This window comes from Marivirga atlantica (assembly GCF_016734805.1).
GTDB classification, from domain to species: domain Bacteria; phylum Bacteroidota; class Bacteroidia; order Cytophagales; family Cyclobacteriaceae; genus Marivirga; species Marivirga atlantica.
Genome location: NZ_JAERQG010000004.1, coordinates 553,367 through 578,827, shown reverse-complemented (window position 1 = coordinate 578,827; position 25,461 = coordinate 553,367). Strand labels below are relative to the sequence as shown.

Annotated in this window: 18 protein-coding genes and 1 tRNA gene; 12 read left to right on the top strand and 7 right to left on the bottom strand. The window is 35.7% G+C overall.

What is annotated here, in order from left to right; genetic code table 11:
• Positions 1-189: 189 nt before the first annotated feature.
• The 3 genes from JKP34_RS16680 to JKP34_RS16670 form a co-directional block, all read right to left on the bottom strand.
• Positions 190-1,065, bottom strand: a complete 876-nt coding sequence (locus JKP34_RS16680) for a YicC/YloC family endoribonuclease (protein ID WP_236665030.1) — start codon at positions 1,063-1,065, stop codon at positions 190-192.
• Between the two features lie 5 nt (positions 1,066-1,070).
• Positions 1,071-4,274: a PD40 domain-containing protein gene (locus tag JKP34_RS16675; protein ID WP_201923943.1), complete on the bottom strand. Its 3,204-nt coding sequence runs from the start codon at positions 4,272-4,274 to the stop codon at positions 1,071-1,073.
• A 67-nt stretch (positions 4,275-4,341) separates the two neighbouring features.
• Positions 4,342-5,400 (bottom strand): NAD(P)/FAD-dependent oxidoreductase, encoded by a 1,059-nt coding sequence (locus tag JKP34_RS16670; RefSeq protein ID WP_201923941.1) that lies wholly within the window; start codon positions 5,398-5,400, stop codon positions 4,342-4,344.
• 68 nt (positions 5,401-5,468) lie between these two features.
• Here JKP34_RS16670 and JKP34_RS16665 point away from each other — a divergent pair, with 68 nt between their 5' ends.
• The 5 genes from JKP34_RS16665 to JKP34_RS16645 are packed head-to-tail and all read left to right on the top strand — an operon-like array spanning position 5,469 to position 12,700.
• A complete protein-coding gene (locus tag JKP34_RS16665; RefSeq protein ID WP_201923939.1) occupies positions 5,469-6,113 on the top strand; it encodes an MBL fold metallo-hydrolase in 645 nt (214 codons plus the stop codon).
• Positions 6,114-6,116: 3 nt separating this feature from the next.
• On the top strand, positions 6,117-6,800 hold the full coding sequence (gene pssA, locus JKP34_RS16660) for a CDP-diacylglycerol--serine O-phosphatidyltransferase (protein WP_201923937.1): 684 nt from the start codon (positions 6,117-6,119) through the stop codon (positions 6,798-6,800).
• A 45-nt stretch (positions 6,801-6,845) separates the two neighbouring features.
• Positions 6,846-10,226 carry a type IX secretion system sortase PorU gene (porU, locus tag JKP34_RS16655; RefSeq protein ID WP_201923935.1) on the top strand — a complete coding sequence of 1,127 codons (3,381 nt, stop codon included), beginning with the start codon at positions 6,846-6,848 and terminating at the stop codon, positions 10,224-10,226.
• 26 nt (positions 10,227-10,252) lie between these two features.
• Positions 10,253-11,437, top strand: coding sequence for a type IX secretion system outer membrane channel protein PorV (gene porV / locus JKP34_RS16650; RefSeq protein WP_201923933.1), 1,185 nt, complete (start codon positions 10,253-10,255; stop codon positions 11,435-11,437).
• Positions 11,438-11,440: 3 nt separating this feature from the next.
• Positions 11,441-12,700, top strand: a complete 1,260-nt coding sequence (locus JKP34_RS16645; protein ID WP_201923931.1) for a M16 family metallopeptidase — start codon at positions 11,441-11,443, stop codon at positions 12,698-12,700.
• Positions 12,701-12,801: 101 nt separating this feature from the next.
• Here the strand turns inward: JKP34_RS16645 and JKP34_RS16640 are convergent, their stop codons facing one another.
• Positions 12,802-13,161 (bottom strand): hypothetical protein, encoded by a 360-nt coding sequence (locus JKP34_RS16640; protein WP_236665029.1) that lies wholly within the window; start codon positions 13,159-13,161, stop codon positions 12,802-12,804.
• An 85-nt stretch (positions 13,162-13,246) separates the two neighbouring features.
• Here JKP34_RS16640 and JKP34_RS16635 point away from each other — a divergent pair, with 85 nt between their 5' ends.
• Complete coding sequence (locus JKP34_RS16635; RefSeq protein ID WP_236665028.1) at positions 13,247-13,759, top strand: hypothetical protein; 513 nt, start codon at positions 13,247-13,249, stop codon at positions 13,757-13,759.
• Between the two features lie 161 nt (positions 13,760-13,920).
• A complete protein-coding gene (locus tag JKP34_RS16630; RefSeq protein WP_201923927.1) occupies positions 13,921-14,100 on the top strand; it encodes a hypothetical protein in 180 nt (59 codons plus the stop codon).
• Between the two features lie 76 nt (positions 14,101-14,176).
• Here JKP34_RS16630 and gcvP read toward each other — a convergent pair whose 3' ends face one another.
• Positions 14,177-17,083, bottom strand: coding sequence for an aminomethyl-transferring glycine dehydrogenase (gcvP, locus tag JKP34_RS16625; protein WP_201923924.1), 2,907 nt, complete (start codon positions 17,081-17,083; stop codon positions 14,177-14,179).
• Between the two features lie 253 nt (positions 17,084-17,336).
• On the opposite strand from gcvP, the gene JKP34_RS16620 reads away from it, so the two are divergent.
• Together JKP34_RS16620 and JKP34_RS16615 are read left to right on the top strand one after the other, a co-directional pair.
• Entirely contained in the window at positions 17,337-18,776 is a 1,440-nt protein-coding gene (locus JKP34_RS16620; RefSeq protein ID WP_201923922.1) for a M28 family peptidase, read from the top strand.
• 114 nt (positions 18,777-18,890) lie between these two features.
• Positions 18,891-20,867 (top strand): sensor histidine kinase, encoded by a 1,977-nt coding sequence (locus JKP34_RS16615; protein WP_201923920.1) that lies wholly within the window; start codon positions 18,891-18,893, stop codon positions 20,865-20,867.
• 1 nt (position 20,868) lies between these two features.
• Here JKP34_RS16615 and JKP34_RS16610 read toward each other — a convergent pair whose 3' ends face one another.
• On the bottom strand, positions 20,869-22,188 hold the full coding sequence (locus tag JKP34_RS16610; protein WP_201923918.1) for a DEAD/DEAH box helicase: 1,320 nt from the start codon (positions 22,186-22,188) through the stop codon (positions 20,869-20,871).
• 21 nt (positions 22,189-22,209) lie between these two features.
• Between JKP34_RS16610 and JKP34_RS16605 the strand changes: the two genes are divergently transcribed.
• The 3 genes from JKP34_RS16605 to JKP34_RS18445 all read left to right on the top strand — a co-directional run bounded on the left by JKP34_RS16605 (position 22,210) and on the right by JKP34_RS18445 (position 24,034).
• Complete coding sequence (locus JKP34_RS16605; RefSeq protein WP_201923916.1) at positions 22,210-23,547, top strand: dihydroorotase; 1,338 nt, start codon at positions 22,210-22,212, stop codon at positions 23,545-23,547.
• A gap of 64 nt (positions 23,548-23,611) precedes the next feature.
• A tRNA-His gene (locus JKP34_RS16600) sits at positions 23,612-23,687 on the top strand.
• Between the two features lie 50 nt (positions 23,688-23,737).
• Positions 23,738-24,034: a GIY-YIG nuclease family protein gene (locus JKP34_RS18445; RefSeq protein WP_394368681.1), complete on the top strand. Its 297-nt coding sequence runs from the start codon at positions 23,738-23,740 to the stop codon at positions 24,032-24,034.
• Positions 24,035-24,129: 95 nt separating this feature from the next.
• Here the strand turns inward: JKP34_RS18445 and JKP34_RS16590 are convergent, their stop codons facing one another.
• Positions 24,130-25,377, bottom strand: coding sequence for an alkaline phosphatase family protein (locus JKP34_RS16590; protein WP_201923912.1), 1,248 nt, complete (start codon positions 25,375-25,377; stop codon positions 24,130-24,132).
• Positions 25,378-25,461: the final 84 nt, after the last annotated feature.

Below are 25,461 nucleotides of genomic sequence, written 5' to 3'. Positions count from 1 at the left end.
GTAAAAGGTGGGAGAGTAAGTCGTTGCCAGCTTTTTATTATATAAGGATTGTTGTTTATTCAGCAATCCTTTTTTTATGCCTAATCATTTTATAATCGCTCAATAGCGACCACTGACTATAAACAAGTTTAACATAAAATGACCGGCTGTCGAGAGTAAATCAAAATGTTATCAGCTGAGATATGAGATTTAAAGTACGTTTAACGTTTGTTCTTTAATCTTCTCGAGCTCTTCTTTCATTAAAATAACATATTTTTGAATGTCTGCTGAGTTGGCTTTTGAACCAATAGTGTTTATTTCTCTTCCAATTTCTTGTGAAATGAATCCAAGCTTTTTTCCATGCTGAGAAAGATTTTCTTTAATAGTTTCTTTATAACTGTTTAAATGAATCTTGAGTCGCTCAATCTCTTCATTAATATCTAATTTTTCGGAATAGTATATTAGCTCTTGCTCTAATCTGTCATGATCGTATTCAGAAGAGCTAATTAAATCATTAATATCTGATTTAAGGCGTTCTCTTATTTGATTAAGACGATGGGGCTCAATTTCTATAATACTGTCTAAGCTTTTACTTATAGAATCAATGTATTGCAATAAAACCTCAGCCAGCTTTGTCCCTTCAGTAATTCTTGATTCCGTGCATTGTGAAAGAGTATTTATGATATTGGATTGAACACTTTGCCAAAGTTTATCATCGAAACTATCTTCTTGAGTGTTTTGAACACCGGGAGAATCCAAACAAAGCTTTAGAATATCAGTGAATGTCTTGCCAGTTTCTTTTTCTAAAGAAAGGTAATAGTCATAGTATTCCTTAAACAGGTCTTTATTGATTACAAAATTATCTGAACTAGACTCTGTATCTATTTGGATGGAAAAACTTACTTTACCACGTACTAAATGCTCACTGATTAGATTACGTATTTCAATTTCCTTAGAACTTAATGATTTTGGAATTTTTAGAGAGAGGTCAAGAAATTTTGAATTAAGGGTCTTAACTTCAGATGTTATAGAAATATTATTGATTGACTGCGTATAGCTGCCAAATCCGGTCATTGATTTAATCATATATTTTAGAAATTATACCCAATGCCTAATAAAATAGTTGGGTCTTGGATTTGATAATCTTCAATTGGTAAAGCGTAATAGATTGTGCCATAGTAACCGAACAGAACTGTAGATATTCCCAGTCCGGTACTTGATAACCATGGATTTTTGTAATTTCTAATAGTAGCGGTAAAACTATTGTTTGAAATTACTTCTTTATTGATACTGTTATTAGCATCCCACGGGCTTCCTCCCAGCCATGCAGTACCTATATCATAAAAGGCCAAAAGCTGAAAGTTGCGGATGAATGCTGACTTGATTGCATCTGAACTGATGGCTCTAAAAAGTGGAATTCTAAGTTCATTGGTCAGTAAAATAGTATTCCTTCCACTAAGTTCATTAACTCTAAAACCTCTTATACCTGTAACCACTTCATGGAAAAGTAAATTTTTGTTTGGAGTAACAGATTCTACTGATTCGAAACTCAGTGGATTTCTTTCTAAATCATATTCACCTTCTCCAGTTTCAGGTAAGCGTATAGTTGCATCTCTATTAAGTGTCGCCCAGTTGTTGAGGCCCCCTAGCATAAAATAAGGTGCATTATTGCCAAAGAAAACACCTCCATATAATCTGGTGGCAAATGTAATCTCATTAAATATTCTCTGATAATTTCTAATATCGACAGTGAATTTGTTAAAAGACTCTGAAAAGTCTCCACCAAAATTATAATTTTCAAATGCTATTTTAGCTCTTCTTCCTTGGCGTATATTTAGGCCAAGCATTTCGCTGTCATCATAAATCATTTCTATTTTGCCCCCATATAAAAACTCTGATTGAATTGGAGATTCAACCGGAGAGATGTTACCACTAAAAATTTCCGGATTTGTTTCGGTAAAGTTCCTGTTTCCAAAATGAGGACCTGCATTAATTCGCAGGTTGGTGGATAGAGGCAAGGCAGCGTCTAAGCTCAATATGTTATAGGCAAATTGTTGCTCGAAGATATCCGCAAAGTTATCTGTCTGTCTAAACATAACCGATTTTCTGTCAAATCGTACTGTATAGTCAAATAACCTAGCCAAGTATTGGTACTGACCATAGAAGCGCGTAGTGCTTCTTGAATTAGAATTAAAAATAGAGGTTGTAATTCCTCCAGAGAATTTGTTATTCTCCATCAAGTCGTTCATTTGATATTCTACGAAAGGAGAGAAACCATATAATGGATCAAATAGAAAGGAAACCGTAACATTATCAATTTTAAAGCTTGACTCATAATCATATGGTCCGGTAATGGATGACTTTTTTCTTAGTTTGCTTAAGTTTTTTAGTAAGCTACTCTGGTTCGAACGTGCTTTCATAATTACTGATTCGAAGTCAAAATCATCTGCATCAAGTTTTCCAGTAATATTGGCGCTATCGGCAAGTTCTTGAGATGTTATTTCAACTGTGTCTCGATCAGTCAATACTGGATTTGTATTCTTCTTTGCTTTATCATCTTTAACTGCTATTCTTCTACTCAGCTCAACCTGCTTTCTAAAAGTTGACATCAAAAACTTAGGAGTAGAGATTTCGGGCTTCTGCAAGAAGTATAAGTCCAAATCTCCATCATTATACAGAGATAGGCTTAGATATTTTTGCTCTGGTAGAATGTCATAATTTTCTATGCTTGTAGGATAAGCAGTAATTTGTTCAGCAATCTTATTATTGAGATCTATTTTATATAAATTCTTAATTCCTGATTTATCACTCAGAAAATATACTGCTGAACTATCGGTAACAGTTGTATTGGTGTTGCTGCCCAAGTCATTTGTTAAAACATCTATAGCGTATGAAACAGGTGCGTCAATGTCATAAGCAAATAGGTTAAGATGCGATTTTATTTGCTCAAAACTATTATTTGTACTTGTGCTGTCATTTGGTCGATTTGAAGAAAAAATTATTTTTTTAGAGTCAGGAATAAATGAAGGATAAAGATCATCATAAATATCATTTGTAAGCCTTCTTGTATTAGGCCTCGCAGTACTAATCAGGAATAAGTCGGATTGTGCTTTATCAGTAACACTAATCACAGCGGTCTTACCATTTGGATAGATGTCCATTTGATTAATTTGATCAAACCTTCTTAAATCCCTTGTTTGCCACTCCTTGGTATACGGGTTATATAATTTCAGCAGATTTACTCCTCTCTCGTACACTACTATGCCTAGAGTTGTACTGTCACCCCAATCAAATACAGGTGCTTTTAAATAGGCTTTTTCATCTGACCTTTTAATACCATTTTTTAAAATCGTTTCTGTTTTTCCAGAGCTTATGTCTTTAAGTTTTACTTTAAACCTTCCATTTTTATTAGCGCTATAAGCTAACCACTTTCCATTAGGGCTGATCTTTGACTTAAAGTAATCGGCCTTATTCCAGATGCTATTAACTTTTACCTTATTGGACGGAAGATCTTCAGTACCTTCTACAGGATTACTTAAATAAAAGGATCTATAGTCCATCAGGAACTGTTTATATGGAATACCGAGGCTATTTGTGATGGATTTCTCCTCATTTCTTATAATCCTTGTCAGATTAAGTATTGATGAAATGTTTATTCTACCGTAATTCTCTGAAATAAAATTCCATATTGACTGGCCGGCCAACATGGCTTCCTCACCCTCTAGCTTGGTAATTCTACTTACATTTTCTTCGGTAAGAAACTCACGAACGAAATCATCCATCTTAGCATTCCAGCCATATGCTATGTAGGCGGCAATGCCAGAAGTAAACCACTCCGGAACTGTAAATAAGTAGGAAGAAGAGAGTATTTCTGAAACCAAGCCTCCAAAAAGCATATCGTTTATGTAACTCTTTGATACCTGATAATTTAAGCCTTTTTTAAAATCTGTAACAGAGCCGTTAAAAGCTATTTCAATCTGGCTCTCCAGAAAATTTGTTTGTCCTGCTATGTCAAACTTAGCTTCGTTTAAACCTACATTGCTTTGGTTGAGGTCTAAGTTACTGTTATAAATGAAGATTTTAGTTTTAGCATATGGGGCGTATCCCATTATGTCAGTTATTCTCGTGTGCTCCTCTTCCATGTAAGAAGCTACATGCTTGGCTAAATCCTGACCTCCGTAGTAGTAATATATGTTGAAGTGGGGTGTGCTGTAGTGTCGCCAATCAAATAGTCGATACTGAATTCTGCTCTTTCCAAATTCTTCATCAACGATTTGGGCTGTTGATTTATTCACCGAAAAAATCAACAGTATACAGATAACTACTAGCTTATATGTAAAGGGTTTTGATAACATGCTTAAACTAACTTGAATATAATGAATAGTAACGATTAATGTTTACTTCATTATGCAAATCATTTCTATTTAATATGTAATTAGTCAATGATTGAGCAAAGTAAGGCGCTAATGACACACCTTTAGTTCCTAAACCATTGAAAATAAACATATTCTTAATGGTAGGATGTGTTCCTATCAATGGTCTTCTATCTTTTGTGGCGGGTCTTATACCTGCTACCTGATCAACAATTTGATAGGGTACTTTTATTAACTCATTTAACTTATTAATGATTTGATTTTTAGCTTTTTCAGTAGGCGTAGTTGATAAATCTTTCCATTCATAAGTACTTCCTACTCTGTAATAGTTGCCTTCCTGATGCCTCAGGATAAATACGCCTTTGTTGAAGATAATATCATCGGGTAATTGCTGCTCTAATTTTATATGCAATAATTCACCTTTAACTGGTGCTACCGGAATCCAATCGAAGTATGGGTTTGACGATAAAGGGCCATCACAAAAGATAAGGTTTAATGCCTCAATATCTGAATAAATAAATCTATCCTTCTCTATTTTAAGCTGATTATATTTAAAGCGTCCGGCCTTATAAGCTTGTTTTTTCTGAATATGATTTCGATGTTCAAGAATTAGTTTTTTTAAATCTACGAAGCCTGAATTTTTCAGAAGGATACCACCAAAAGGATCATTAACAATTTCATTAAACTGACTTGAAGTATAAGTTTTTGCTACAAAATTTTCATGGTTGTACTGATTGCTTAACCATTCATTTTGATCCTCAATACTTGCAAAAGGCCGGTAGATTGATTTTTCAATAAGAATTTTCGCCTTTAAATCTTTCTCGAGCTGGCCATAGAAACCCTGAAGGTAAGGGAAAAGCTCGTTTGCTTTCCACGTCTGCTTCATTTTGCGTCCTGTTATGGGGTTATAGAGACCTGCTGCTACTTTAGAACTACTAAACTCTTTCTCTTCATTAATTACCAGGCAGTTTTTCCCGGCTGCTGTTAAATGCTCATAAATACTTATACCTGCAATTCCGTGCCCTACTATTAAAAAATCGACCTTCATAGATAATATAATTGTATTTTAGGCTATCAGTTTAATTTTCAACAAATTTGCAGGAAAGTTTAGGCAAAATGATACATATTAAAGAATTTGTTTTTAATCCTTTCATGGAAAACACTTATGTTGTTCATGATGATACCAAAGAAGCGGTAATTTTTGATCCAGGTTGTTATGAGGGTTATGAGCAAAATCAATTGGTTAAATATATTGAAGAGCAAGACTTGAGGGTAAGTAAGTTGATCAATACGCATTGCCATATTGATCATGTATTAGGTAATCAGTTTGTGCTTGATAAATACCAAGTGCCATTTTTTATGCATGAACTCGATGTACCTGTTTTAGAGGCCGTCCCGAGTTATGCAGCAGGTTATGGGTTCGCTAATTATCTTCCGGCTTCTCCTACCGACTTTTTTAAAGAAGGCGATGTCTTGAAAATTGGTAATGTAGCCTTTGATATTATTCATCTACCAGGACATGCACCCGGACATATAGGCTTTATGAATGAGAAAGAGCGTATATTTATCGGAGGCGATGTGCTTTTTGATGGTAGTATCGGAAGAACAGATTTACCAGGAGGTGATCATGATACCTTGATCAGTTCAATTCAAAATAAATTATTTAAATACCATGATGAAGTGGTTGTTTACCCAGGGCATGGAGGAACTACAACTTTAGGCAAGGAGAAGAATACTAATCCTTTTTGTGCTATACATTAAGAAATGATAAAAAAGAATATTCCTAATATGATCACTACTGGCAATCTGGTTGCTGGTTGCATTGGTATTTATTTTGCCTTAAATGGTGAATTCATGTCAAGTGCATATTGCATAGGCATAGCGGCTTTGTTTGATTTTCTTGATGGACTGGTTGCCCGGTTATTAAAAGTACATTCGGAAATAGGTAAGCAACTTGATTCACTAGCAGATATGGTGACTTTTGGTGTGTTACCATCATTTATAATGTTTCAATATTTATCAGCCGCTGATGCTGGTAACTGGAAGTTTATAGCTTTTGCGATAGCGGTCTTCTCAGCTTTCAGGTTGGCAAAATTTAATGTTGATACACGCCAATCTGATCAATTTATTGGCTTACCAACACCAGCAAATGCTATTTTTATATGTTCGCTAATCTTCTTGAAAGATATACCAGGATTTGATTTCTTATTTGAAAAAACAGCCTTATCAATTGTTGTCACTATTTTTTCACTTTTATTAGTAGCTGAAATACCAATGATAGCGTTGAAATTTAAGTCTTTAAAATTCAAGGAGAACATCTTTAGGTATATTCTAATTTTAGGTGCTATAACTTTGGTTGTGCTCTTTCAATTTTCTGGAATTCCTTTCGTTATAGCCTTTTATATACTTTTGTCAGTAGTTAATAATATTGTAGCAAGCCGAAATTAATATTTAAAAAACTGTGTTATCAAAGCTAATTTCTTTGTCGCTGAAATGTTCAAACGCCTAATTCTTTTATTAATAATTTTATGCGCAGCTTTAGTAGCTGAAGCCCAATCGGTGCTTACACAATCAAATGTGTTAAAGATTGCTACTAGTAAGGAAGGTGTTTATAAAATTGATGCTTCTCTTTTAAAAAGTGCCGGGTTTAATCCTTCTGAAATTGACCCTAATAAAATTGGCGTTTATGGAATGCCTGGAGGAAGCATACCGCAAGCAAATAGTATCGCTTATCCTAATAGCCCGCAACAGTTAGCAATTTCAAAAGAAGCTAATTCGAATTCATCTTTCGAGAGTAACGAATACATTCTCTTTTATGCTGATCATGTAGACAATATTCAATATGATTTTGCCGAAAAGATATACAGCTATTCTAAAAATATCTATTCAGATTCATTGTATTTCTTTATTGCCATTGATGATGACAATCCCCAGAAATTAATACAGATAGTAAATGAAAGTACAACAAGTACTAATACTTTTAACTGGTCAGATCAGATTTATCTGCATGAAAGGGAATTAGTAAACGTCCTAAGCTCTGGAAGAAAATGGTTTGGAGAATCTTTTTTAGTGGAAAAAAGCAGGAGTTTTACTTTTGACCTTAGAAACGAATTAGCAAGTAATCAACCTATCGTTCTAAACTCTGCTTATGTGGGACAAAGTACATCAGTAGATAGTTTACGAATTTCTGTCAATGATTTTCAATTAATTGAACACCCCATACCCAATATTTCGGACTCTGATTATACAGCAGAAGGAAGGCTGATAAATAATTTTGACCAAATATCTACCTCTATTTTGTCAGGGAGATCACTAGAAGTTACATTGGAGCATATCAATTCAAAAGGAAATCAGTACAGTGGTTATTTGGATTATCTTTATCTACAAGTGCCAGAGCAGAACATATTTGATTCTGAACAGCTTGTAATTAGGAACAGAAATTTTCAGTTGCAGTCAAATTTTAAGGTAGCTATTGACCTGGCTTCTGAGGCCAAAATATGGGATGTTTCTGATGAACTTATGCCAAGGTCTATTAATCACAATTCAGGTGGTTTTTCTTTCAAAAACACGAATGATACTACTGAAGTTAAGTTTGTTGTTTTCAATCAGGAAATAGCCTACAAGCCAACTTTTATTGAGAGTGTTGATAAACTGACTTTGAATACCTCAAGTACGCCAGACTTCTTAATTATTAGTCATCCGGCTTTCATCGAGGCAGCCAATAAATTGGCAAGTCATAGAAGCTCCTTTAGTGGTTTCGATGTTACTGTAGCTTCAACTTCAGATATTTTTAACGAGTTTGGTTCAGGAAGAAGAGATGTTTCTGCCCTTCGTAACTACATCAGAAAGCTTTATCGCCAAGCACCCAATAAATTAAAATATGTATTAATGATGGGCTCAGGCTCGTATGATTATAAAAATCGGGTAAGCAGAAATACTAATTACGTTCCCATCTATCAATCAAGGGAGTCATTAGATCCTGTGGCAACGTATGCTTCAGATGATTTTTTTGTTTTCATGGATGATAATGAAGGAGCTTGGGAGGAGAATACTTCAAACAACGATCAGATGGATTTAGGAATAGGTAGAATCACTGCTAGGAACCTGGAAGATGCTCTGCATACCGTGGACAAGATTATCAGGTATGATAAAGATCCTATACTTAAAGGAAAGTGGCGAAATGAATTATACTATGTGGCTGATGATGAAGATAACCCAAGTAGCTCAGACATTAATCAATTCTATAAGGAAAGTCAGCAGTTAATTGATTTTGTAGTATCCGAATTTGATTATTTTAATATCAATAAATTATTCTTAGGTGCTTATGAGCAAGAGGCATTTGCAAGTTCCGAGCGTTCACCAGAAATGAAAGATGCCATCAACAAAATGATGGAGAAAGGTGCTTTATTGGTTAACTACATTGGGCATGGAGCTGAAGAAAGCTGGACAAATGAAGCCATACTTACAAATAGCATGATTAGAGGATGGAATAATACTAACCACTTTCCATTATTTGTTACTGCAACTTGTGAATTTGGTAGACACGATAATCCCTTCATAGTTTCTGGTGCTCAGAAGCTTCTACACAAGCATAACTCAGGAGCAATCGCCTTATTAACCACTTCGCGCCCCGTATATTCAAGTTCTAATCTGAAATTGAACAAAGCTTTTTATGCTAATGCCTTCAAAAGAGAGAATAATACTCCACAAAGGCTTGGTGATATCATTAGAGAGACAAAAAATAACTCCATAAGTGATGTGAATAATAGAAATTTCATTCTACTAGGTGATCCATCGATGACATTAGGGTTGCCGAAGGAAAAAATTATAGTTGATGAATTGTACAATGAAAATGGCCCCACTGATACTTTAAGAAGCTTAGATAAAGTAAGTATAACTGGCCATATTGAAAACTTTAATGGAGCACGCTTAAATGATTTTGATGGTGAAGTAATTGCTGAACTTTTTGATAAAGCTGTATTAAAGGAAACCAAAGAAGATGAAAAATACCAGTTTGAAAGTTTCGAAAGTGTACTCTATAGAGGTAGAGGCTCGGTAAATAATGGAGAGTTTACGCTTACATTTTATTTGCCTAAAGAAATAAACTACCAGAATGGGCTGGGTAAATTAAGTATGTACGCGGCAAACTCTAAAGACTTGACTGACGCAAACGGCTTTAAAACTGATTTTACAGTTGGTGGAAGTAGTAATGTCGGTATTGAAGATGATATTTCTCCTGACATTACCGCTTTTTTGAATGATAGTACTTTTCAGAATGGAGACGAAGTTGGAAGCAAGAATGACCTATTAATTTCACTCTATGATGAATATGGTATAAGTATTTCTCAAAACGGACTTAATAATGGTGTTTATTTTCAATTAGATGATCGGGAAAAGACTAAAATCAATGACTTCTTTTATTACGAAAAAGATTCCTATCAAAAAGGTAGTGTGCAGGTAAGCTTACCAGAATTGGAAGAAGGTATGCACCAACTAAAGGTAGGTGCGGTAGATGTTTTCAACAATCCTTCGGAGACTTTTATTGATTTCTATGTGGTAAGCAGTGATCAATTGAATATTCTTGATTTTCTGGTATACCCTAACCCAGCTCAAAATAATGTTAACCTGGTATTTGCCCACAATAGAAAGGGAGAGGAGCTTGAGGTTAACTACGAAATATTAGATGGATTTGGTAGGATGGTATTTTCAGATAAATTTGTGACATCCGATTTAAGAAGACAAGATAGCTGGAATTTAAGAGCCGGGGGTGGAGAAAAAATTAAGGCAGGTATATATTTTATCTCATTAAACCTTCGTTCAACATCAGATGCATCAAAAACGCGTCAAATTAAAAAGCTAATTGTAGTCAATTAAGTATATTTGAAATAAATAATTAAAACATGCATAAAGCAAAGTACTTAGCATCAGTAGTTTTAACACTTTTTGCTATATCTACAACCTTAAAAGCTCAGAATCCTCCTCCAACAACCGGTTTGGGACAACAGGAAGGTGAGGAAAGAAATGTAATAACCACGGCAATGCCTTTCCTACTAATTTCTCCAGACTCGCGGGCAGCAGGAATGGGTGATGTTGGGGCTGCCCTTAGTCCTGATGCTAACGCTATGCAGTGGAATGCGGCTAGATTAGCTTTTGTAGAAAGTGAAGTAGGAGGTGCATTATCTTATTCACCCTGGTTAGCGAATTTGAATGTGAGCGATATGTCTATTTCTTACCTCAGTGGCTACTATAAACTTAGCCAGGAGCAAGTAATAGGCTTTTCTTTAAAATACTTCGATTTAGGCGAAATCACCTTCACAACTGGCGCAAATGACCCAGGGCTTCAAGCAAAACCTAAAGACTTTGCTATCTCTTTTGCTTATTCAAGAAAGTTGAGTGATGCCTTAGGAGCTTCTTTAACAGCAGGAATGGCTCGTTCTAATCTTTTTGGCAATTACTCTAATTCATCGCAAGAGCAAAGTAAGCCTGCCACGGCCTTAATCGTTGATTTAGGAGTTTTCTATACGAAAGAGTTATTGTTTAATGGAAAAGATTCTGACTTCAATCTTGGGCTTCAGGTATCCAACATTTCAAATAAAGTTACTTATTCCAGTGCCGATCAGGAACAATTTTTACCCATTAACCTAAAACTAGGTTCGGCATTTGAAACATATCTGGATGCTTATAATTCATTAACCTTCTCGGTGGATTTTAATAAACTTATGGTACCGACACCAGATCCTGATAGAGAAACTGAGCCTACCTTATTAGAAGGTATGTTTGGTTCATTTGGTGATGCACCAGGTGGATTTAAAGAAGAAATGAGAGAGATATCCATCTCTACAGGATTAGAGTACTGGTATAATAATGTCTTTGCCTTAAGAACAGGTTATTTTCATGAGCATGATACTAAAGGTGGAAGAAAATACTTTACTACAGGCTTGGGCTTCAGGTATCAGGTACTCGGGCTTGACTTTTCTTATTTAATACCTGTTAAAAAGCAGAATCCACTTGGAGAAACACTAAGGTTTACAGCACTTTTTAATCTTGATCAGCTAAGCAGCAACAAGGACACAGTAAAAGATTAATTTATGCTAGATAGAACCCAGCCGCCTAAATCTTATTTATTAGATGACTTAACACTGGCGGATGTTCAGCTAACAGAGCTTAGTAGTGGTGTTAAGTTGCACATTTTGGCCGATGATACCAATCCCGTAATTAAGATCGATATTTTCTTCCCCACAGGTAAATGTGAAGAGAATATTGCAGGCGCAGCTACTTTATGCGGAAAGCTGATGATGGAAGGCACGCTGAGTTATCCTTCTTCTGAACTGCAGGAAACCTTAGATCATTACGGAGCGCATGCGGATGTAGCAGTAGGCTATGATGAGACTACCTTTAGCATGGTATGTCTGAAGGAATACTTCACAACCTTACTTCCATTGCTAAAGAGTGTTATTACAGAACCTCTTTTTGATGATAAGGATTTTGAGAAACTTAAATTTCAGATGATCCAGAAGGCAAAGGTTAATAATGGCAAGAATGGCTATTTAGCTACCAAAGCTTTGAGGAAGCAATTGTTAAAAGGTTCTCCATATGCCTTGGTGGCTGATGAGAATAGTCTGGCAGAAGTATCAATTGATGATGTGAAATCATTTTATGCTAATAATTTTAGTGTAAAACCACAAATTATCATAGCCGGTGAAATTGATGAGGATGTAGAAAGTAGAATTGAAGATTTATTTGGTATTCTAACGTTTAAGGATGAATTCGATAATAGAGACTTTAAGCTGGATCCTAACTACGAAACTCATGAAATTAAGCGTGAAGGTTCTGTACAAGCATCAATTCGACTAGCTTCACTTTCTATCGATAAGTCTCACCCCGATTATTTTAAACTTGCTATTGCTAACGAAATGTTAGGTGGTTTTTTTGGTTCAAGGTTGATGAAAAATATCAGGGAAGATAAGGGCTATACCTATGGTATTTATTCAACTATCATCAACTATAGAGGATTGAGCTATCATATTATTGGAGCAGACGTAAAGCTTGATGCGGTAGATGATGCTATTAATGAATGTAGAAAGGAGCTAGATAATATGCAGTCTAGCTTGGTTTCAGAGGAGGAGCTATCCACTCTTAAAAATTACTTGCTAGGTAAGTTAGCAGGTAATTTAGATACTATTTTTAGCCAGTCAGATAACTATAAATCAAAGGTTTCGGAAGGGGTTGATTATCAGGAATACTTTGATAATTATGTGAAAACCATTCGAAGTATATCGGCAGAAGATATTAGAGAGATAAGTGCTAAATATTTTTCACAAGAGTACTGCGTGGTTAAAGTTGTTTGATCTTCAGTAAATAATCATACTGCAAATCTTCATGCAAAGTGTCTACGGCTTTTAGGATAAGTTTTACTTGCCGATCATAAAGATTAGTCAAAGCACTATTTTTAAAAATGGAGGGCTTTATTCTTTTTTAGATGTAAGCAAAAATCCATTAGTAGTTCAATTTCTACCTCTTTGTTTTTTGTAAACTTGATATATTTATTAACATTTTTGAGAATCTTTCTGATTCCTTTTTTCATAAAGTAATAATTGGAATAATTGATCTCACTGAAGGCAATAGCATTTTGAGCCTTAATATCATCAGTATATTGGTTCAAGTCGGCTTTATCAAATAATAAATAACTCAACAATTCCTTATTCTCCTTTTTGAATTTTGCTAATGTTAGACACAACTCTATTAATTCTGGTGGCTCTGCTACGGAAAGCTGTTTTTTAATTACAGCGATGGTTGGTGTTTTGGTCATATTCAATTTAAAGAGTAACCAGTCATTAAAATTTTAAGCGAATTAACTAAATTAATGACAGATCCTAAGCTTAAAACTAAAGATGATGGATATTAAAGTTAAAGCCAATCAATTGAAGATAAGTTCTTTCGCTATTTATCTTTTATTCAGTATTTCTGTAAAGTGTCAGGAAATATCTTCTCCACTTAATTTAGATAAAAATTACATACAAGAGACCTATACGCTAAATGGTAAGGTCATTCGCGAAAGGCAAGTAATGAAGTTAATGGTGATGAACCCTGAAGCGCTTGCTTTAATAAAGTCTTCCAGAAAAAAAGAGTTCTTAGCTGATATAGTAGCAGGTATTGGTTTTAGTGGTATGGTTGGTAGTGTTGTCTATTTATTCTCGGAAGGCGGATTAACAGGTATATATCCTGCAATAGGAAGTACTGCTATTTTTTTAGGAGGAGTGGCTATTATGAAGCGAGCTATAAAAGATGCAAAAGATGGGGTTGATTTATATAACATTCAGCAATCTTCAACAAGTAGGAATAATCGGTCAAATTATATGGCACTTTCGTTTCAAGGAGGTGGGCTTTCTTTGATTTATTGTTTTTAGTATACTTAAATGATAAAGGAAGGTAGTTCCAATAAGTCAAGATGACTAAAAGAAATGGATGTAAAAGATATCTTGTATAGGCATCATCTGGCATGTGAGATTTAAACTAATTGTTAATTATTCTGTTAAAAGAATCATTACTTACCAAACTTTTTAATAGAATGACTAATAAGATAATAGGAGTTTCACTAACAGTTATTGGGATAATAGGACTTATTCTTGGTATAATAGGTATTTTCGGAACTAACCTGGTTACCCTCAGTCCATGGGCCCTTGCCATACTTGGCTTAATATTTTTCGGTTCAGGCATTGGCTTATTGAAAAGATCAGCAGATAGTTAGAAGATTCTACGATTCATAAAAAAAAGCTTATGGATTCCCATAAGCTTTTTTACAATTATCTTAGGCTTAGTTTATTTTAAGCCATTACTTCTTCTTCCTCATATTCTGATGTTGGAATACAGCTACACATAAGGTTTCTATCCCCATAAGCACTATCAATTCTACTAACACTAGGCCAGAATTTATTTGCTTTTACATAAGGAAGTGGGAATACAGCTTTTTCTCTGCTATATGGTAAATCCCATTCTTCAACCAATGCGGTTTTCATAGTATGAGGAGCATTCTTCAATACATTGTTATCCCTATCTGCCTTACCGTCAGCTACCTCTTGAATTTCTTTACGGATAGCTATTAAAGCTTCACAGAATTGATCTAGCTCAGCTTTTGTTTCACTCTCAGTAGGCTCAATCATCATCGTTCCTGCCACAGGGAATGATACTGTTGGAGAGTGATATCCGTAATCCATCAAGCGCTTAGCGATATCTTCTACTTCTACACCAAATTCTTTAAATCCTCTGCAGTCAATTATCATTTCATGAGCTGCTCTCCCTTTTTTATTGGTGTAAAGAACCGGGTAATGGCCATCTAATTTAGCTTTTATATAGTTGGCATTAAGAATAGCCATTTGCGTAGCATTCTTCAATCCTTTAGGACCCATTAAAGCTATATAAGCATAGCTTATGGCTAAAATACTTGCGCTACCCCAAGGAGCCGCAGATATAGAAGAAATGGAATTATCTCCTCCAGTTAATACTAGTGGATTCCCAGGTAAAAACTCTTTTAAATGTTCTACCACACAAATTGGACCCATGCCAGGTCCACCACCACCGTGAGGTATACAGAATGTTTTATGTAGATTTAAGTGACAAACGTCTGCTCCAATATTGGCAGGGGAAGTTAACCCAACTTGTGCGTTCATGTTGGCTCCATCCATATAAACTAAACCGCCATTGTCATGGATGATCTGACACATTTCCATAATGTCTTCCTCAAATACACCATGTGTTGAAGGATATGTTACCATAAAGGCAGATAAATTGTCTTTATGTTGTTCAGCTTTTTCCTTTAGATCAGTAAGATCTATGTTGCCGTTATCATCGCATTTTACAATAACCACTTTCATGCCTGCCATCACTGCACTAGCAGGGTTGGTGCCATGTGCTGACGAAGGAATGATGGTTACGTTTCTCTGATCATCGCCTTTACTTTGGTGGTAAGCTCTAATTACCATTAGGCCTGCGTACTCTCCTTGAGCACCAGAGTTAGGCTGTAAAGAGGTTGCAGAAAAGCCTGTTATTTCTGTGAGCCAATTTTCTAATTTGATGAACATCTCCCGATAGCCCAAGGCCTGCTCTTTTGGTGCATAAGGATGAATGTTGCCTAATTCAGGCCATGTTACAGGAATCATCTCAGTTGTTGCATTCAACTTCATAGTGCATGATCCTAAAGAGATCATAGAATGCACTAAAGAAAGATCTTTATTCTCCAACCTTTTGATGTAACGTAACATCTCATGCTCAGCATGAAAGCTATTGAACACCGGATGATCTAGATAGCTGCTTTTTCTCACAAAATGAGAAGGCCAAATAATGGAAATGTTTTGTGCTTCCTCTCTAAGTGGAAATTCGTTAGGATCTTCGTCAATTGCTAAAGTGAAGATGGCATAAAGATCTTTGATATCCTCAATTCGTGTAGTTTCATTAAGTGCAATAGAGACCGTGTGAGTACCACTAAAGTTTAAGTTGATACCATAATCTAATGTAAGCGAGTGAATCTTTTCTCTTACTTTTTCTGATTCAACCTCAACAGTGATGGTATCAAAGTAATTGTTATTTAAGGTTTTGTAACCTACTGATCCTAAAGCTTTAACTAGTAACTGAGCTAATGCGTGGGTTCTTTCAGCTATTTGCCGCAAACCTTTAGGACCGTGATATACGGCATACATTCCAGCCATTACCGCCAGTAATACCTGAGCAGTACAAATGTTGGAAGTAGCTTTTTCTCTTTTAATATGTTGCTCTCTGGTTTGTAGGGCCATTCTGTAGGCTTTGTTACCATCTTTATCTACAGAAACACCAATTATTCTACCAGGAATTTGTCTTTTAAAAGCTTCTCTGGTAGCAAAAAATGCTGCGTGAGGGCCTCCATAGCCCAATGGGATACCAAAACGTTGAGAGGTACCTACTACACAATCAGCACCACATTCACCAGGAGGTGTTAAGAGTGTTAAAGAAAGCAAATCAGCTCCAATGGTGCTGTAAATATTATTTTCAGATGCTGCCTCAATTATTGATTTTAGCTCGAGAATATCACCATAGGTATTTATTTGTTGGGCATAGAATCCAAAGATTTGCTCATCCGTAACATCCATCTTATTGATGTCGCCTACTTTAAGTTCAATACCCATCGGAATGGCTCTTGTGGTAAGCACATCTAGGGTTTGTGGAAACACTTTTTCATCGACATAAAAAGTTGTAGCCTTTTTCTTAGTGCCTTTTCTTAAGCCAAAGAACATACTCATAGCTTCAGCAGCAGCAGTGCCTTCATCAAGTAATGAGGCATTTGCTAGCTCCATACCTGTTAAATCCATCACCATTGTTTGGAAGTTCACAAGTGCTTCGAGTCTACCCTGTGCAATTTCTGCTTGATAAGGAGTATATGCTGTATACCATCCTGGGTTTTCCATGATGTTTCTTAGAATTACACCAGGAACGTGCGTATTATAATAACCCAGCCCAATGTATGATCTGAAAATCTCATTCTTTCTTGCTATGGCTTTAAAAGATTCCAAAAACTCAAATTCTGTTTCAGCCTCCGGCAGGTTCATTTCCTGTTTAAGCCTAATTGATTGCGGAATAGTTTCCTGAATTAAAGCTTCCAAAGAATCGGCTTTTACGGTAACCAACATCTCCTTAATCTGCTCCTCATCAGGTCCGTTATGCCTTACTTCAAATCTTTCTTGATAAGCGGGATTTAATTTCATAATATTAGAAGGTAAACATTAAAATTTTTCAAATATTGAGGCATTCAATATTGCCGCAAAAGTACAATAATATTATCTGTATTTTAAGGCAGTTAACAGTAAAATAGACAAAATAATTTAGCTGAAGCCTGTTTGTTTCGAACTAAGTATTATCCGCAATGTTTATCAATGCGGATAATTAAATTTTCTGTTTAATTTAAAGTGTATCAAATACTTAATTCCTTATACATAAACACTTACTAACCATTCATCCATGATTAAATATACATTAACACTAATAGCCTGTTTGTTGGTTAATCTGTCTTTCGGACAGATCAATGAAAAGGCAGCCAGAAAGTATGCGGCTACGATCGACTATAAAGATCTTCAGAAGCATCTCAGTATTCTTGCATCCGATTCTCTTGAAGGTAGAGAAACAGCCAAAAAAGGTCAGAAAATGGCTGCGGCCTATATTAAAGAGCATTTCAAAAAGCTAGGGTTACAGGCGCCAGTTAATAGCTCAGAATATTTCCAAACATTTAATTTATACCTTACCAAAAGGGGAGCTTCGGAATTAATTGTAAATAATGATACGCTTAAGAACTTAAAGGAAATAGTCTATTGGTCAGATAATCCTATTGAGAGAAGCAAAGTAACCTTCCATTTTGTTAACAAAGCTACTGAAGACGATTTAAAGAAGTTTGATGTAAAAGATAAATTTGTTGTGTTTAAAGCTGATGGACAGTTCACACCAGTTTTAAGTCGGTTAGAAGAAAGTGGTGCCAGAGGTGCCTTGGTTATTGCGGATGATAGTGCTAAAATGGATTTAGTTATTCGTTATGGGCAATATTATGTTACACAAGGTTCTCTTTCTAGGAATAAACCGGAAAATGACGGTATTGTAAGTATGGTAACATATAGAGAAGTAGCTTCAAATATGTTTGATAAAAATGTAGATGAGCTTAAAATTGGTGATCAAGTAGATGCAGAGATTTTTGGAGAGGTTACTACCAGCACAATGGAAACTGAAAATGTGTTAGGTTACTTAGAAGGAGGAGAAAAGAAGGATGAGTTGATTGTTATTACCGCACACTACGACCATGAGGGGATTAAAGGAAATGAAATTTATAATGGTGCGGATGATGATGCTTCTGGAACTACGGCAGTTTTAGAAATAGCTGAAGCATTTGCAAAAGCCAAGAAAGATGGATTTGTGCCAACAAGAAGTATTCTCTTTATGCCTGTAACTGGTGAAGAAAAGGGATTGCTTGGTTCTGCTTACTACTCTGAAAACCCTGTTTTTCCATTAGAGAACACAGTAGCCAATCTTAATATTGATATGATTGGTAGGCTGGATTCATCGCATAGAAACAATAGGGAGTTTGTTTATTTAATAGGCTCTAACCGAATTTCAACACAGCTGCATGATATAAGCGATAGTGTTAATAATTATTACACCAAGCTTGATCTGGATTATACTTACAATGCGGAAGATCACCCTGATAGAATTTATTATAGGTCTGATCACTGGAATTTTGCAAAAAACGGGGTGCCAATCATTTTTTACTTCAATGGTATCCATAAAGACTACCATAGACCAACTGATACAGTTGATAAGATTCAATTTGACCTTCTTAAGAAAAGAACTGATCTTGTATTTTATACCGCCTGGGAGCTAGCGTTTATGGAAGATAGACTTAAAATTGACGAATAAAAATAGTGAATAAGGATAGCTTTGCCTTAATTATTACATTTCCTTTTACCATATATTATTTTTAGTTACTTTAATAAGTTAGTATCCAGCGCTTTGAAAGTAACAGTTAAAATAATGAAAATAGCATTTGCCCTATTGCTGTGTGTTTATACAAATACCAGTATGGGGCAAAATATTCTTGACCTTACAGAAGAGAATACCAGCGAGCTACAGTTTCTGGAAGCTGATTGGCAGTTTTATTTTGGAGAATTTCTGAGCGCTCAGCAGATGGATACTGTAAGTAATCCGCAATACGTTGGTATCCCTAGCACCTGGGATGAATATGATGGCGATTTACCGCGCCTAGGGTTTGCTACCTACTATTTAAAAGTGATAGTACCTAAAGAATCTAAGAACCTCGGCATGGATGCGAGAATCACGGGGCTTAATTACAAGCTTTACGTAAACGGAGAATTAAAAGGTGAACTGGGTAAAGTGGGTAAGAGCAAAGATTCTTCTATTCCTAAGTATCAGAATATTATTTATGAACTTCCTGAAACGGATACATTAAAAATAGTCTACCATGTATCCAATTTTCATTACAGAAAGGGAGGAATGTGGCGTGCTCCAATTATGAGCAGTATGAAAACGCTAAGGGCTAAAAAGGAAAAGAAGCTTATTCTCGATTTCTTTTTAATGGGGGCTATTCTTTTTATGGGCGTGTATCACTTGGCGCTTAATTTATTTAAGTACAAAGATAAACTGGCCAGAAACTTTGCCATTGTTTGTTTTTTAACTGTTATAAGATCGGCCAGTGTTGGTGAATTCGCTTTGGTTGAATACGCAGGATGGTCGTGGTTTGTAGTTACCAGAATTGAAATTATAAGCTTCTTCTTGCTTTTAGGTTTTACAGCACGTTTTGTTTACTATTTATTTCCTGATGTAATTCCTAAAATCATTAATACTGTTGCATTTACTTTTGGGGTTGTTGCTTCCGTATTTACCTTTTTTGCGCCACTGTATTACACTTCTTACATAGTACCGTTTGCCCAGATCTTAACCGTATTGACCGGAGCGGCTATTCTATTCTACATTACTAAAAATGCCATTAAAGGTGGTACTCAACTAAGAGTAGCACTGGCAGGCTTCACCATACTCTTCGCAGCCACTGTATTTGAAATATTAATGCATCAGGCGGAATTGAGGGGAGATGTAATTTTTGCTACCGGCATTTTCCTATATCTTTTTTCGCATGTTGTAATAATGGCCTATCGTACTAATCTTAATTATGAAAAAACGGAAGAATTAAGCTTAGCTCTTCAACAATTGAATACGGAATTAGAGAAAAAGGTAAAAGAACGTACCATCCAATTAGATGAACAAAATGAAGCTTTAATGAAGGCGAATGATAACCTAAAAAACATTAACCAAGAGAAGGATGGTATTTTACATGTTGTGGCGCATGACTTAAAATCACCTCTAAATACAAGCATTGGTTTGTCAAACGTGATACAAAAGTCAGGCGAGGTTAAAAGTGAGGATAACCTAAAATACCTCGGCATGATTGAGCATGTAGGTAAACAAGGCTTAAAATTTATTAACGACTTATTGGTTCTTTACCAGTTTGAAGATGCTTATAAACCTCAGCCAGCTGAAATAAAGCTGAAACCATTTGCTGAAGATTTAGAAGATAAGTTTAAGCAAATAGCCAAGGAGAAGAATATTGAATTTGAAATTATACATAGATTTGATGAGGGCGCCAGTTTCTATTCTGACGAAAATATGCTGCAGCGCATCATTGATAATTTGTTAAGTAATGCTTTTAAGTATTCCTTTTCTGAATCAAAGGTCACGTTAAAATATGAATTGAAATCAAAAGGCTTATTTGTGGTAGTAGCTGATCAGGGTCTCGGTATTCCGGAAAAAGAACACCACAAAGTTTTTAAGAAATTTCAAAAGATTTCAACTAAACCAACTGGTAAAGAAACAAGCTCAGGCTTGGGCTTGTCAATTGTGAAGCAATTAGTTACTATTCTGGGCGGTGAAATTAGCTTCACCAGTGAGCAGAAAAAGGGAACAACTTTTAAACTTAATATTCCTAGTCAGAAATAAATTACTTTCTCCTTTTCTTACCTTTTGTTTTAGATTTCTTGATAGCTCTTCTTTTTCCTGAGGCTGTGTAATTATGTTTTTTCTCATGAAAAGCTCCTTTATAATCAGGATCTCTCAAGTGCTTATACCTGTCAATGGCCTGTTCAATTTCCTTTCGCTCTTGAGGAAGCGTTTCGGCTATCTCTATATTTTCAGGTAATGCTAGTACTTTAATTTTCTTGTTGGTAAGAGCTTCAATATCCTCAATGCTATATTTCTCAGCCTCATTTACGAAGCTAATAGCAATACCTTCATGTTTAATTCTTCCGGTTCGGCCTACTCTGTGCACGTATTCTGTTGGCTTATCAGGAGTATCAAAATTAATTACGTGGCTCACTTCTGGTATATCAATGCCACGAGCCGTTACATCTGTACTCACAAGAATTTTGATGCCACCATCTCTAAAAGCCTGAACGGAATTGATCCGTGTTGATTGAGCTTTATTCGCATGAATTACCTTTACGCTTTCAGTTACTTTCCTTTCAATAAAATGGAATACATTGTCGGCATACTTCTTAGTTTTAGTAAATATGATTACCCTTTCAAATATCTCATCCTTCAATAGGTACTCCAGTAGGTTAATTTTTGTCAGGAAATTAGGAACGTGATACAAGTACTGATCGATTAATTCTGCTGTAGTGGCTTGAGGCGTTACCTCTACTTTTTCAGGAAAATCAGTAAACTCATGAGCATATTTCTCAACCTTATCAGGAAATGTAGCTGAAAAAAACAGGTTTTGTTTTTTCATAGGAAGCAGTTCAAGGATATTCCTGATCTGTGGCATAAAACCCATGTCCATCATCTTATCAGCCTCATCTAAAATAAAGGTTTTAATAAGTTTGGCGTTCAGCACACCTTCCTTATAAATATCAAGTAATCGGCCAGGTGTAGAAACAATAATATCACAACCCTCCGCTACTTCAGCTGCCTGCTTTTTGGGCCCTATTCCTCCGTAAAGGCAAACTGTTCTTACATCAGTATATTTCCCAAGTGCTAATATGTTTTCATATACCTGCATTACAAGCTCTCTGGTGGGTGCTAAAATCAGCGCTCGCGGATCATTACCTTGAGCAAATTTAATTTTCATTAATAGAGGTAGCACAAAGGCGGCAGTTTTACCGGTTCCAGTTTGTGCAATGCCGATTACGTCATGACCATTTAGTACTAAGGGTATGGCTTTCTGCTGAATTTCACTTGGCTGTTGATAGCCTAAATCATCAATAGCATTGAATAGTTGTTTATTTAGTTTAAAATCCTGAAATGATGAGATATCTTGCGACATGAACCTTTAATTTGAATTCGAATGGGAAAGCTACTGATTACAAATGCAAATATAGTAAATGAAGGTAAGATTGAACCTAAGGATGTATTAATAAGCAACGGAAGGTTTGAGAAAATTGCCAACCAAATTAGCGCAAGTGAAGCCAACGAAGTAATCGATGCTGCAGGAAAACACCTCTTTCCAGGTTTAATTGATGACCAGGTACATTTTCGTGAACCTGGTCTAACTCATAAGGCAGAGCTTTTTACTGAGTCTCGTGCTGCAGTTGCCGGAGGTGTTACTTCTTTTATGGAAATGCCTAATACGGTACCAAATGCCTTAACGCAAGAATTACTTGAAGATAAATATCAATTAGCGGCTAAAAAGTCTATAGCGAATTATTCCTTCTTCATGGGTGCCAGTAATGATAATGTAGAAGAGGTGTTAAAAACTGATCCGAAGTCCGTTTGCGGGGTAAAGGTTTTTATGGGAAGTTCTACAGGCAATATGTTGGTAGATAATGAAGATACATTAAATAATATTTTCTCTAAAGTACCTATGCTTATTGCCACGCATTGTGAAGATGAAACAACCATTAGGGCTAATACAGCAAAGGCCAAAGAACAGTTTGGTGAGGATGTACCTATTAGTATGCACCCTGTTATAAGAAGTGAAGAGGCTTGTTATCTGTCTTCGTCATTGGCGGTTGAGCTGGCAAAGAAGCATGGTTCCAGGTTGCATGTCTTGCACATTTCTACAGGAAAGGAAACTAATTTATTTGGTAATACCTTGCCGCTTGAACAGAAAAAGATTACCTCAGAAGCCTGTATTCATCATTTGTGGTTTTCTGATAAGGACTATGAAGACAAGGGTGCGTTTATTAAATGGAATCCGGCAGTAAAAACAGCTCAGGACAGAGACGAAATTATGCGTGCCGTGCTTGATGGTAGGATTGATGTTATTGCCACTGATCATGCACCGCATACCAAAGAGGAAAAGAACAATAAATACTTTCAGGCACCTTCCGGTGGGCCTTTAGTGCAGCATAGTTTATTGGCTCTATTAGATTTTTATCATCAGGGCAAAATGACGCTGCCTTTTATCGCCCAAAAAGCAGCACACAATCCTGCTATACTTTTTAGTGTGAAAGATAGAGGATACATAAGAGAAGGTTACTATGCCGATTTTACTTTGGTTGATCTTAATGGTGGTTTTGAGGTGACAGAAAGTAATATTCTTTCTAAATGCGGCTGGTCACCTTTTGAAGGTCATACTTTTAAATCAAGGGTTGATAGCACCTTTGTAAACGGTAATAAGGTATATGATAATGGTAAAATAATTGAGGGAACCTTAGGAGAACGATTGAGTTTTAAAGTTTAAGAAAAAAATCAATAAACATATTTTTGATTTCATAAATTAGACATACCTTTGTGATCCCAAAAATGGTGATCGTAGTTCAGTTGGTTAGAACGCCTGATTGTGGTTCAGGAGGTCGTGGGTTCGAGTCCCATCTTTCACCCTTCTTTTAATCCTGATAGTTTTTGCTATCAGGATTTTTTATTTTTAAGGCATGCCAACTTTTAAAGTGTATGTTCTTTATTCAAGTGTTTTAGATAGATTTTATAAAGGTCAGACCTCAAATTTTGATGAGAGACTATCATATCATCTAGGTGGTAATGAGTATTATACATCCAGAGCTAATGATTGGTTTTTGGTTTGGGTAACAACAAAAGAGAATAGGAAGGAAGCTTTAGCACTAGAACGAAAACTGAAAAATCTAAATAGAACGAAACTTCTCTTGTTCATAAACAAATATTCAAACGAATTGACTTTTCAAGGAAGAGAATTGGTAGATAAGATTGAGTGATGACGCTTCGGTCATCATGGTGACAAGCCCTGCTTCGTCACCATCCCATCTTTCACCCTTCTTTAAATCCTGATAGCAAAAACTATCAGGATTTTTTATTTTAATATCGATGAGAGCTTTTCAATAGTACCATCAATATCATCAGGGATAGGAATACCCAGAATTTGACAAATGAGAGGATATACATGTATATTCTCGAAAGAAGCTGTTCTAATTCCATTCTTGAAAGCGGGGCCTTTGGCATAGAAAATCCCGTGCATGTCTTCTATAATAGGATCATATCCGTGTACGCCAATATAGTCTGAGTCACCAGGAGACCAATTTCTTGTGCTTAATACTTTATTATTCTCTGCGGTAGTAATAATTAAATCACCAATTCTATTACTCTTAACATTATAATTGCAGTGTTCAGGAAATTTACCTTTTTTATAAACTTTAATAAACTGCTGATTGGAAAGCCCATTAAACAACTCATCAATTTTACTGCTATCTGAAAAATAAACCTGGGCGTGAGTTCCGCTATTGACTACTTTATAATCCGGGGAGTTTAAGTCTACAAAATCATCTAGTTGTAAGAACGTTTCTTGTTTATTTGCTAACTGTCTCATGCCATGATCGGAAACTACGATCAGATTAATTGCTAAATCATTTTTAGAGATTTGTTTCATCAGTTTACCTAATAGCCTATCAGCTTCTTCAACAGCTTGAGCTGCGCCCGCTGATACAGGTCCATTTCTATGTCCTTGTGAGTCGACCAATGAAAAATAGAGGCTAATAAATTGAGGTCTTTTATCGGCCGGAAGCTTCAACCATTTAGTCACCTGCTTAATTCTTTGCTCATTACTTACTGAGCCATCATATTGATAGTAATAATCAGGATAACTGCCATTGATGGGAGCTTCAGAGCCTACCCAAAAGTAAGAGGCTGACTTCAAACCGAATTTATGAACGTACTGCCATAAAGGCTGGCCTCCATAGTAATAATCATCTTGCACCAATGCACGTTTGCTCATAGTATAAACTTCTGCTCTATCTCTATCCAAAAAGTTGTTGTCTACCAAACCATGATGAGCTGGATAAAGACCTGTTACTAGAGTATAATGATTGGGGAAGGTCTTACTGGGGAAGGAGGGAATTAATGATTTTGCACTCACCCCTTTTTTAATGAGTTTATCAAAATTTGGCGTGTTATATAACTTTACATAATCATGTCTGAATCCATCAAACGAGACTAAAACTACGTATTGCTGGGGTTTTTGCTTGTTTTGTGCAAAACCTAAACTTGCAAAACATAAGTAGAATAGAACTAAACGCATTTTCATGTAACCGCTAATTTTATTCAAAATTAATGGCTCAGATGTATTAAGAGGTGATTTATATATTATCTAATTGCTAATCTAGTTATTAAGAATGAATCTAAATAATTT

Excerpts from the sequence above, each read along its gene's own strand:
- JKP34_RS16635 (WP_236665028.1), top strand. The coding sequence starts at position 13,247 with ATGGATATTAAAGTTAAAGCCAATCAATTGAAGATAAGTTCTTTCGCT.
- porV (WP_201923933.1), top strand. The coding sequence starts at position 10,253 with ATGCATAAAGCAAAGTACTTAGCATCAGTAGTTTTAACACTTTTTGCT.
- JKP34_RS16645 (WP_201923931.1), top strand. The coding sequence starts at position 11,441 with ATGCTAGATAGAACCCAGCCGCCTAAATCTTATTTATTAGATGACTTA.
- JKP34_RS16680 (WP_236665030.1), bottom strand. The coding sequence starts at position 1,065 with ATGATTAAATCAATGACCGGATTTGGCAGCTATACGCAGTCAATCAAT.
- JKP34_RS18445 (WP_394368681.1), top strand. The coding sequence starts at position 23,738 with ATGCCAACTTTTAAAGTGTATGTTCTTTATTCAAGTGTTTTAGATAGA.
- JKP34_RS16640 (WP_236665029.1), bottom strand. The coding sequence starts at position 13,161 with ATGACCAAAACACCAACCATCGCTGTAATTAAAAAACAGCTTTCCGTA.
- JKP34_RS16605 (WP_201923916.1), top strand. The coding sequence starts at position 22,210 with ATGGGAAAGCTACTGATTACAAATGCAAATATAGTAAATGAAGGTAAG.
- porU (WP_201923935.1), top strand. The coding sequence starts at position 6,846 with ATGTTCAAACGCCTAATTCTTTTATTAATAATTTTATGCGCAGCTTTA.
- JKP34_RS16620 (WP_201923922.1), top strand. The coding sequence starts at position 17,337 with ATGATTAAATATACATTAACACTAATAGCCTGTTTGTTGGTTAATCTG.
- JKP34_RS16630 (WP_201923927.1), top strand. The coding sequence starts at position 13,921 with ATGACTAATAAGATAATAGGAGTTTCACTAACAGTTATTGGGATAATA.
- JKP34_RS16670 (WP_201923941.1), bottom strand. The coding sequence starts at position 5,400 with ATGAAGGTCGATTTTTTAATAGTAGGGCACGGAATTGCAGGTATAAGT.
- pssA (WP_201923937.1), top strand. The coding sequence starts at position 6,117 with ATGATAAAAAAGAATATTCCTAATATGATCACTACTGGCAATCTGGTT.
- JKP34_RS16610 (WP_201923918.1), bottom strand. The coding sequence starts at position 22,188 with ATGTCGCAAGATATCTCATCATTTCAGGATTTTAAACTAAATAAACAA.
- gcvP (WP_201923924.1), bottom strand. The coding sequence starts at position 17,083 with ATGAAATTAAATCCCGCTTATCAAGAAAGATTTGAAGTAAGGCATAAC.
- JKP34_RS16665 (WP_201923939.1), top strand. The coding sequence starts at position 5,469 with ATGATACATATTAAAGAATTTGTTTTTAATCCTTTCATGGAAAACACT.
- JKP34_RS16615 (WP_201923920.1), top strand. The coding sequence starts at position 18,891 with ATGAAAATAGCATTTGCCCTATTGCTGTGTGTTTATACAAATACCAGT.